This window comes from Bradyrhizobium sp. (assembly GCF_035484855.1).
GTDB lineage: Bacteria > Pseudomonadota > Alphaproteobacteria > Rhizobiales > Xanthobacteraceae > Bradyrhizobium.
The window spans coordinates 1-10,138 of the sequence record NZ_DATHOP010000226.1; the positions used below are offsets into that span (position 1 = coordinate 1).

9 protein-coding genes are annotated in these 10,138 nt (G+C 62.3%); 3 read left to right on the forward strand and 6 right to left on the reverse strand.

Features of this window, described 5'->3' with window-relative positions; genetic code table 11:
• Positions 1–390 precede the first annotated feature (390 nt).
• The 3 genes from VK804_RS26055 to hpnO all read right to left on the reverse strand — a co-directional run bounded on the left by VK804_RS26055 (position 391) and on the right by hpnO (position 2,612).
• The gene (locus VK804_RS26055; RefSeq protein ID WP_325375581.1) at positions 391–702 is read right to left on the reverse strand and encodes a transcriptional regulator; all 312 of its coding nucleotides are present in this window, start codon (positions 700–702) and stop codon (positions 391–393) included.
• A 13-nt stretch (positions 703–715) separates the two neighbouring features.
• A complete protein-coding gene (locus VK804_RS26060; protein WP_325375597.1) occupies positions 716–1,045 on the reverse strand; it encodes a type II toxin-antitoxin system RelE/ParE family toxin in 330 nt (109 codons plus the stop codon).
• A gap of 175 nt (positions 1,046–1,220) precedes the next feature.
• A complete protein-coding gene (gene hpnO / locus VK804_RS26065; RefSeq protein ID WP_325375583.1) occupies positions 1,221–2,612 on the reverse strand; it encodes an aminobacteriohopanetriol synthase HpnO in 1,392 nt (463 codons plus the stop codon).
• 115 nt (positions 2,613–2,727) lie between these two features.
• Here hpnO and VK804_RS26070 point away from each other — a divergent pair, with 115 nt between their 5' ends.
• A complete protein-coding gene (locus VK804_RS26070; protein ID WP_414642847.1) occupies positions 2,728–3,330 on the forward strand; it encodes a DUF2147 domain-containing protein in 603 nt (200 codons plus the stop codon).
• On the opposite strand, the gene VK804_RS26075 is transcribed toward VK804_RS26070, so the two are convergent.
• Positions 3,298–5,886 carry an MMPL family transporter gene (locus VK804_RS26075; protein WP_325375587.1) on the reverse strand — a complete coding sequence of 863 codons (2,589 nt, stop codon included), beginning with the start codon at positions 5,884–5,886 and terminating at the stop codon, positions 3,298–3,300. The genes VK804_RS26070 and VK804_RS26075 overlap by 33 nt on opposite strands.
• Before the next feature lie 456 nt (positions 5,887–6,342).
• On the opposite strand from VK804_RS26075, the gene ispH reads away from it, so the two are divergent.
• Together ispH and hpnH are read left to right on the forward strand one after the other, a co-directional pair.
• Positions 6,343–7,269: a 4-hydroxy-3-methylbut-2-enyl diphosphate reductase gene (gene ispH / locus VK804_RS26080; protein WP_325375589.1), complete on the forward strand. Its 927-nt coding sequence runs from the start codon at positions 6,343–6,345 to the stop codon at positions 7,267–7,269.
• A 44-nt stretch (positions 7,270–7,313) separates the two neighbouring features.
• Positions 7,314–8,462 (forward strand): adenosyl-hopene transferase HpnH, encoded by a 1,149-nt coding sequence (hpnH, locus tag VK804_RS26085; protein WP_325375591.1) that lies wholly within the window; start codon positions 7,314–7,316, stop codon positions 8,460–8,462.
• Here the strand turns inward: hpnH and VK804_RS26090 are convergent.
• Positions 8,403–9,137: a phosphorylase gene (locus tag VK804_RS26090; protein WP_325375593.1), complete on the reverse strand. Its 735-nt coding sequence runs from the start codon at positions 9,135–9,137 to the stop codon at positions 8,403–8,405. The genes hpnH and VK804_RS26090 overlap by 60 nt on opposite strands.
• Positions 9,134–10,138, reverse strand: a 1,005-nt coding sequence (shc, locus tag VK804_RS26095) for a squalene--hopene cyclase (protein ID WP_325375595.1), incomplete at its 5' end; no start/stop codon positions are given. The genes VK804_RS26090 and shc, both read right to left, overlap by 4 nt.

Here is a 10,138-nt window from a genome sequence, read left to right on the forward strand (position 1 = left end):
ACCGGAATCACCCGGCATTCCCCACGCAATGGTTTACGGATTATAGCGCGCTCTCCCCGGTGCTCCGGGCCTTTTGGCCACCGTCATCCGCGTCACTTCACGCGAACTTGACACCAGCGTCGGGGTGCCAGGACCACACGCCTTCTCCGTCCGCCTCCAGTGCCCTCGTCAGATGCACCCTCGGCGTCCACCGCATCCCACCCCGCGTTTAGTGACGACCGCGAAACGCCCCTCATAATGAGGCGGGACAAGACGCAATATAGGATATTCCGAATATTCGGTAAAGCAGAATATTTTTGCATGAAGGGCTTGACTAGCAGGGTCAGATGAGGACAGCGGGGCGCCGGTGATTTGCCCGTCGAGGCAGAATGTCCAGCATCGCCGTAACTTCTAGCCGGCGACGTGCAGGCTGAGCCCCGCCCGCTTCTGCAGGTAGCCGATCACGCTGAAGAGATTTTTGGCTTGCGGATTGCCGCGCGGTCCGAACATGCGGATCAGGCTCTTTGGCGGCGCGCCGGTCGCCTCGCCGAGTTCTTCGAAACCGACGGTCGCCTTGATGTAGTCGCGCAGGATCGACTTGCCGCTCTCGACATCGCCGCTCAGCATTGCATCGATGCCTTCGCGAAGCAGCGCCTCGGCAAATTTCTTGTCGGCCTTGACCCGGCCCTGCACCAGGTCCCTGAAGCTTTTTGTACGTGCCATCGTCCGTCTCCGTTCAATCTTGCTCGCGCTTGCTCCGCTTGTAGTCCTGCCAGTAGGCATGCGCCGCATCGATGTCGCGCTGCTGTCGCTTCTTAGTTCCACCCGTCAATAGGACGACGATCGTCTCACCATCCCGTCCGAAATAAATCCGATAACCAGGACCAAAATCGATCCGATATTCCAGCACACCCTCTCCAACGCCTTTGACGTTGGAGAGATTGCCTTGCTCGATACGGGCGAGCGCGCGGACGATCCTGGCGCTGGCTGCGCCTTCCAGTTCCGCGAACCATTCGGCAAACGGACTCTCGCCGTTCGCAGCGAGGTAGTACCGGACTTCAAGCATGCCGGTGGGTAACACATATGTTACCCTGTTTCAAGGAGAAAGGCGCCGCGGCAATCCGCTTCATTATCGCACCAAAGAGAGCCCGGAGGATGGGTGGAGCGCAGCGATACCCATCGCCTCGTCATGTGCGTGCAAAAGATGATGGGTTTCGCAAACGCTCAACCCATCCTACTGCCTACGCCGACCGTCTCACCGCATTATCCACGAGCGTCTTGCCGAGCGACCAGATCGCGCCGGGGACCTTGTGGCTGGAGGCGATGACAGCGTCGAAGGCGGTCTCGATCCAGGTGCAGTCTTGCTCGGTGATGGTCAAAGGCGGCAGCAGTTTTATGGTGTGGCTGCCGTGACCGGAGACTTGCGTCAGGATCTTGTGGTCCTTGAACAGGGGCACCGTGATGAGCTGGCAGAACAGGCCCTTGTTGGCGGTCTCCAGCACGTTCCAGGAGGCTTTCAGGCGCAGCGATTTCGGCGGGCCGAATTCGACGCCGATCATCAGGCCCTTGCCGCGGACTTCCTTCAGCAATTCATAGCCGGGGACCATGCGAGTCAGCGCCAGCCGCAGCTCGGCGCCGCGCTTGGCAGCCTGCTCGATCAGCTTTTCGGATTCGATCACTTCCAGCGTGGCGATGCCGGCGGCCATTGCGAGGTCGTTCTTGGCAAAGGTCGAGCCGTGCACCACCGCGCGGTCCATCTGGTTAAAAATCTTGTCGAAGATGCTCTTGCGCGTCAGCAGCGCGCCGACCGGGACGTGGCCGCCCGACAGCGCCTTGGCCAGCAACACCATGTCGGGCTCGACGTTCCAGTGCTCGACGGCGAGGAAGCGGCCGGTGCGGCCCATGCCGGTCTGGATTTCGTCGGCGACGAACAGCGTGCCGTATTTGCGGCACAGGGCGGCCGCGCCCGGCAGGAATTCGTCGGTGGGCATGTTGACGCCCTTGCCCTGGATCGGCTCGACGATGAAGGCGGCGACCTCGCGCGACGACAGCGCCTGCTCGAGCGCTGCGAGATCGTTGAAGGGGATCGACGTGCATCCCGGCAACAGCGGCTCGAAACCGGCGCGGAAATTCGGATCGTCGGTCAAGGACAGCGCGCCATAGGACAGGCCATGGAAGGCGTGGGCGCAATAGACGATGCCGGGGCGGCCGGTGGCGCCGCGGGCGAATTTGATCGCGGCCTCGACGCATTCCGCGCCGGAATTGGCGAAAAACACCTTGTCCAGATACGGGACATAATCGAGCAGCCGCTCCGCCAGCACGCCGGCCAGGGTGGACACGTCGAGCTGCACGAGATTCGGCAGGTCACTGTCGAGCACGCTTTTCAGCGCCTGGCGCAGCGCCGGATGGTTGCGGCCAATCGCAAAAACGCCAAATCCGCTCAGTAGATCAAGATAGCGCGCGCCGTCGCGATCGAACAGATACTGGCCCTGGCCCTTCTGGAAGCCGACATCATAGCCTATGGTCTTGAGGACCCGCACCAGTTGCTCATTTAAGTGGCGCGTATGCATGGAACTGCGCTGCGACTGGCGGTCCACAAACATCTCGGAAACGTCTAGATTGGAATATAACATCAGCTACATACTTCGGTTGATGACGGTTTCGTCAACTGAAAACGTTCAATGCGGCGTTTTGCCCTCATCCAATTAAGCACAGGTTGAAGCCATGTTGCACCGCCCACGAAACATCTTGCGTACCGTATTATATTCGGGATTTTTTTTCGCGACAGGCCTTGTGCCGGCCCTCGCCCTCGACCCTACCGGCGATTGGCGGGTGGCGGACGGCGTCGCCAATATCCGCGTCGCGCAATGCAACGGCGACATGTGGGGCGCGGTCTCCTGGGAAAAGGACCCTGGCGGCCACGATGAGCACAATCCCGATGTCTCGAAACAGAGCAGGCCGACGCTCGGCATGCCGATCCTGATCGACATGAAGAAGAAGCCCGGTGTCGATACCTGGGAAGGCCAAGTCTACAACGCCAAGGACGGCCAGTATTACAGCTCCACGATCAGGCCGCTCGATCCCGACCATATGGAGATTCAGGGCTGCGTGCTCGGCTTCCTCTGCGGCGGCGAAACCTGGACCCGGGTCGCAGGTCCGATTCCCTCGAGCCCCGTCAACAGCATGGCCAAGGGCGCAGCGAAGGGTGCACCGCCCAATGGGCCCAAGGCATCAGCCGCGCCCAAGACCACGGGCTCCATCGGCTCCATCAAGGGTCAGAAACAGACGGCCTCAGCCGACCCGGTCGGCGACATCTGCCTACTCCCCGATATCGCGCGGTTTGCCCATTAGCGCCGGCTGGAACAGCAGCACCGCGGCCAAGGTCGTCACCAGCGACAGCGCCAGCAGCTTGCCCATGCTGGAGGTGCCCGGATGCGACGACAGCCACAGGCTGCCGAAGGCGGTGGCCGTGGTCAGCGCGCTGAAGAAGATCGCCCGGGTGAGACTGGTCTGCAGCAGATTGGTGCGGCCCGACCGCCACGCCGTGACGTAATAGATCTTGAAGGCGACGCCGATGCCGAGCAACAGCGGCAACGCGACGATGTTGGCGAAGTTCAGCGGCAGGCCGATCAGCACGCAGATTTCCATCGTCACCGTGCCCGCCACCAACAGCGGCACCAGCGTCAGCAGCACGTCGGTGATCCGCCGCAGCGCGATCCATAACAACAGCGCGATCACCGCCAGCGCGTAGATACCGGCATGGATGAAGGCGTCCACCACGGTGTCGCCGGATTTGAGGATCGATACCGGGCCGCCGATCGCGTTCGGCTCGGCGGTGAGCACCGCGTTGGCGAATCTTCGCAGATTGTCGTTGTCGTTGGGATCGCCGCGCGGCAGCGCCTCGACCCGTTGCAGGCCGTCCTTGGTCTTCCAGGCATTGACCAGATCTGAAGGCAGCGTCTTCTCGGTGACCGGCTCGGCCTGCAGCGACATCTTGAGCTGGGCGAGTACGATCTGCAGCGGCGTGACGAAGATCGCCTGCGTCTTGTTGCGCGTCTCCTCGTTTGCCTCCGCGAGCTTCGCCAGCGCATCCGCCAGCCGCCGCGACGCCACCGCGCCCGGGCCCTTGGCATCGCCCGCGGTCCTGCGCAGCATGTCGGCGGATTCCTTCAGCGAATCGACGTTCTCCTGGTCGCCGGGGGCTGCGTCGATCGAGTCCGGATTGAGCGCGGGATTGAGGACCCTGGCACCCTGCGCGATCAGCTTCAGTTTCGGCGCCTGATCCTCGGGCACGAAACTCGAAAGCGACATCACCCGCAGCACTTCCGGCAATTTCTCGAGGGTGGCTTCGATCTTTTTGGCATCAGTGTCCGAATTGGTCAGGACGTCGATGGCGTTGGCGCCGGTGTTGGGGTCCTTGCGCAGATCGAGAAAGGTCGCAATCGATTCGGCATTCTTGTTGCGCAGGTTCATCGGGTTGAAGTCGAACTTCATGAAATACAGCAGCGGCAGGCCGGCGATCGCAATCGCGAGCGTCCCGACCACAATGACGATGCGGTGCTTTTCCAGGAAATGGTCGACCGGGGCGAGAAACGCGTAGCCGACCGGTTCCTTCTCGCCGGGCGGGTTGAGCAGGGTCAAGAGCGCCGGCAGCACCGTGATGCTGGTCGTGAACGCGACGATCATGCCGACGCCGGCAATCGCCCCGAGCTCGGAGATGCCCTTGTAGTCGGTCGGCAGGAAACACAGGAATCCGGCCGAGGTCGCCATCGCGGCGAGCGACAGCGGCACCGCCGCGCGCCTAGCGGCTTCCGCCAGCGCCTCCCGCAGATTGTCGTTCTTGAAACGCTCGGAGCGGTAGCGAACGCTGAACTGGATGCCGAAATCGACGCCGAGCCCGACGAACAACACCGCAAACGCGATCGAAAGCAGGTTCAGCGAGCCCACCATCATCAGCCCCAGCGCGGTCGTGATCGACAGCCCGATGAACAGATTGACGAACACCGCGAAGATGATTTTCGCCGAATGCAGCGCCAGCCAAAGGATGATCAGCACCACGATCACGGTGCCGATGCCGTTGACGAGGGCGCCGTTCTGGACGGTGGCGTATTCCTCGTTGGCGATCGGAACCGGCCCGGTCAGCCTGACGCGGGCCTGGTACTTGGCCGGAAAGTCAAGATCGGCGGCGGCCTTGCGGATCGCATCGGTGGCGTCCTTGCCGGGTTCCAGCGCGTTGTAGTCGAGCACCGGCTTGAACTCGATGAAGGCGCGGCGGTCGGAATCAGTCAAAGGCGTAGCGCTGACGAGCTGGCGCCAGGAGAAGGTCGCGGTTCCCTTGTTCAGCACGTCCTCGACCGTCTGCGCGATCAGGTTGAAGGGCCGCGCGGTGTCGTCGAGCTTGACCTCGCCGCGCTTGACGCCGGCAAGCCCGGTTTCCAGCGCACCGGTCAGGCCGCGGATCGAGGGATCGCCGGCCATGATCTCGATCAGCGGCGCAGCCTTCTCGAATTGCGAAATGATCTTGCCGACCTCGTCCACGGGCAGGAACAACAGCCCGTTCCTGTCGAAGAATTCGCCGGAACCGAGCGGCTGCTGGGATACGAAGTTCTTGCTATCGCCCTTGAGTTTTTGCTCGAGCGCCTCGGCCGCGGAACTGGTGAGTTCCGGCGTCGGCGCTTCCACCACGGCGAGAATCGTGCTGTCGCGGTCAAACGCCGTGTCGAATTGCTGGTCACGCTTGCGCCAATCCAGATTGGACGAAATCAGCGTGTTGATGTCGGTGTTGATCGAGAAGTGGTTGGTTGTGTAGTAGCCGGCCGCGACCGCCAGAACGAGCGCGACCAGGACAGTGAGAGGAGCAAACCGCGTGCAGGCTTTGACAATCGATACAACAATACTTGTCAGCACATCTTTTCTTTCTAATGTTAACGGCGCGCCGGAAACGTCCGCTATCTATCGGAATTCACAAGCCGATCCAATGTTGCTTTTTAATGGTTTTCCAAGAGGACGCGGGGGCTTGCAGCATGCCGGTCAGCATAAAGCGTGCCGAAACGCGATGAGAGGTTGATATAGCCGGGATTGACGCGCGGTAAAGTGACGAACAAGTGAGGGTTTTAGGGGTTTATTCCCGGCGATCTCTGGATTACAGTAACATGATACCGCAATCTTCGCATCTCGCCGGCCGTTGCGCGATCCGCCTTTTCTAGCCGATGGTTTTTTGACACAAAGCCCTGTGCCGTCATGCGGTTGGGGGCGCGCAAAGGGGACGATGCGGGAACCGGTGTGGTGCGGATATTGCACCTATATCGCTGGTGGACGGAGATCGAACAATGAGTTTGGTGCAACTTGCGTAACGGGCATCCCATGGAAGTGTATCTGGCACAACCCCGCGGCTTTTGCGCGGGCGTGGTGCGGGCCATCGAAATCGTCGAGCGGGCGCTGGAGAAATACGGGCCGCCGGTCTATGTGCGGCACGAGATCGTGCACAACAAATACGTGGTCGAAAGCCTGAAGAACAAGGGCGCGATCTTCGTCGAGGACCTCTCGGAAGTGCCGCCGCGGGCGGTCACCGTGTTCTCGGCCCATGGTGTGGCCCGAAGCGTGGAAGAAGAGGCCGCCGCGCGCGGCCTGCCGGTGCTCAATGCCACCTGCCCGCTGGTGACCAAGGTCCATAATCAGGGCAAGCGCTATATGTCGAAGGGACGGGCGCTGATCCTGATCGGCCATGCCGGCCACCCCGAGGTCGAGGGCACCATGGGCCAGGTTCCAGGCCCGGTGCTGCTGGTCCAGAACGTCGATGACGTAGCGGCGCTGACGCTGCCCACGGACACCCCGGTCGCCTACATCACCCAGACCACCCTCAGCGTCGACGACACCAAGGACATTATCGCCGCCCTGCAGGCCCGATTTACAGATATTCAAGGCCCGGACATCCGGGATATCTGCTATGCGACACAGAACCGCCAATCTGCGGTAAGGGACCTAAGCAAGCTGGTGGACGTCATTTTGGTGGTGGGGGCCGCCAATAGTTCCAACTCAAACAGGCTGCGCGAGATCGGCACCGAAGTCGGTGTTCCGAGTTATCTCATTGCCGATGGCAGCGAGCTCAACCCGGACTGGCTCAGGGGTGCCAGGGCCGTCGGCATCACCGCCGGCGCCTCGGCGCCCGAAGTGCTGGTCGACGACGTAATCGAGGCCCTGAGGCGCATCGGACCGGTGACGCTGTCGGTGTTGCCCGGCCGCGAAGAAAATATCGAATTCCGGCTTCCGGCAGAACTCGCCGCGGGCTGACCTTATATCTCTGGTGGGACCAAGACCAAGAAAGAATACCTGTAATGGCAATACCGTTTTTCAAGGAACTGCGTATCGGCGGCTATCTGATCAAGCAGAAGCTGATGGGCCAGAAACGCTATCCGCTGGTTCTGATGCTGGAGCCGTTGTTCCGCTGCAACCTCGCCTGCGTCGGCTGCGGCAAGATCGACTATCCCGATGCCATCCTCAATCGCCGGATGTCGGCGCAGGAATGCTGGGATGCGGCCGACGAATGCGGCGCACCGATGGTGGCGATTCCCGGCGGCGAACCCTTGATCCACAAGGATATCGGCGAGATCGTGCGCGGCCTGGTGGCGCGCAAGAAGTTCGTCTCGCTGTGCACCAACGCGCTGCTCCTGGAAAAGAAGCTGCATCTGTTCGAGCCCTCGCCCTATCTGTTCTTCTCGGTGCATCTCGACGGCCTGAAGGAGCATCACGACAAGGCGGTGTCGCAGGAAGGCGTGTTCGACCGCGCGGTCTCCGCGATCAAGGCGGCCAAGGCCAAGGGATTCACCGTCAACGTCAACGCCACCATCTTCGACGGCCATCCGGCGGAAGAAATTGCAAAATTCCTCGACTTCACCACCGAGCTCGGCGTCGGCGTCTCGATGTCGCCGGGCTACGCCTATGAGCGCGCCCCCGACCAAGATCACTTCCTCAACCGCACCAAGACCAAGAAGCTGTTCCGCGACGTGTTCGCGCTGGGCAAGGGCAAGAAGTGGAACTTCATGCATTCCGGCCTGTTCCTGGATTTCCTGGCCGGCAACCAGAGTTACGAATGCACGCCGTGGGGCATGCCGGCGCGCAACATTTTCGGCTGGCAAAAACCCTGCTATCTGCTCGGCGAAGGCTATACCAAAACCTTCAAGGAGCTGATGGACACCACCGACTGGGAGACCTACGGCACCGGCAAGTACGAAAAATGCGCCGACTGCATGGCCCATTGCGGCTACGAGCCGACGGCGGCAACCGCTGCGCTGAACAATCCGCTGAAAGCCTTCTGGGTGGCGCTACGCGGGGTCAGGACCACGGGGCCGATGGCGCCGGAGATCAGCCTCGATAACCAGCGGCCGGCGCAGTACATCTTCTCGGCCGAAGTGCAGAAGCGCCTGTCAGAGATCCGCCGCGACGAGGCTCTCGCCGCCAAGCAGAAAGCCTCGACAGCCGCGTAACGAGCGCAGCGCGCGGTTGAAATCCAGCCCGGTCGAGACCAGCGCGCGCAGCGTCGTCGGATTGCGCGCGACGCCGCGCAGCAGCTTGCCCAGATCGACGTCGCCATTCGGCTTGAGCGCGGACACCGCCAGCGCCGGCAGCGCCCGGCTGGCGGGGTCGGCGATGACGCGCAGCGCTGCGAAGGGAAGGTCTGATTCGGCAGCGTAGGCGGCCGCGATATGGCTCTCCATGTCGACGGCAGCCGCCCCGGTTTCCAGATGCAGCGCGGCCTTGATGTGGCGGGCGGCAACCACCTGCTCCGCGCCCGCAAGGCTGCCCCTGACCACCCGCCGGCTTCCCAGCGCGACGCTGGCGATCATTTCTTCGTTCAGCGCGAGACCTGCGAGCCAGCGGGTATCGCCGGCCAGGACCTCGGTCGCCACCACGACGTCGCCGGATTTCAACGAGGGATCGAGGCCTCCGGCAACGCCGAAGCTGATGACGCCTCTGATGGTCGCGGGGTCAAAAACCGTGAGCAGCGCCCGCAATTGCTGCGGATCGCTACTTGAGCAGATGACGGTCATCCCGGGCCCAGCCGCGATTCGGGCCTCCTGCACCAGTCCAGTCACGATCAGCACCGGCCGCGGGTCGATTCGATTACCCGCGGACGCGCCGTCCCTCGCCCCCAATTTCACATCCCGACCCCTACCACCCCAAGGTTGGTGTTCCCCAGATTCCGATACCGCGCCAACGCCCAGAGCGGAAAGAACTTCGGATAGCCATGATAGCGTAGATAAAACACCCGAGGAAAGCCTGTTGCCGTGTAGCGCTGCTCATCCCACAGGCCTTTTTCGGTCTGTGTGTCTATTAGGTACTGTACGCCGCGCGCGACCGCCGGATGCCCGACCTCGCCCGCCGCCATCAATCCAAGCAAGGCCCATGCCGTTTGCGAGGCGGTGGTGGGGGCACGCTCAAACCCCTTATAATCGAGTCGGTAACTGGTGGCATCCTCGCCCCAGCCGCCGTCCTCGTTCTGGATCGACAGCAGCCAGTCCACCGCCTTGCGAATCGCGGGATCGGCGTGATCGACGCCCGCGACATTGAGCGCGCACAGCACCGACCAGGTGCCGTAAATGTAGTTCACGCCCCAGCGGCCGTACCACGATCCCTCCGCAAGCTGGGTACGCCTGAGATAGGCGACCCCGTCGGCGACCGCCTTGCTGTTGCCGGCGGTCTCGCCAAGCTGCGCCAGCATCGAGACGCAGCGGGCGGTGACGTCCTCGGTCGGCGGATCGAGCAGCGCGCCGTGATCGGAGAACGGAATGTTGTTGAGATAATATTCGAGATTGTTGACGTCGAAGGCGGCCCAGCCGCCGTCGCGGCTCTGCATGCCACAGATCCATTCGCGGCCGCGCGCGATGGCCTCGTCATATTCAGGGCTATGGCTGGCGCGGCGGGCGCGATCCATCGCCATCACCACGACGGCGGTGTCGTCGAGATCGGGATAATAGGCATTGTTGTACTGGAAGGCCCAGCCGCCGGGGCGCACTTGCGGCCGCTTCACCGCCCAGTCACCCCCGATGTCCAGCACTTGCTTCGGCTTCAGCCAGTCCAGCCCCTGTTTGGCCGCGGGCAAGGCTTGCGGGCTACCGGCTTCGATCAGGGCATGACAGCAAAGCGAGGTGTCCCACACCGG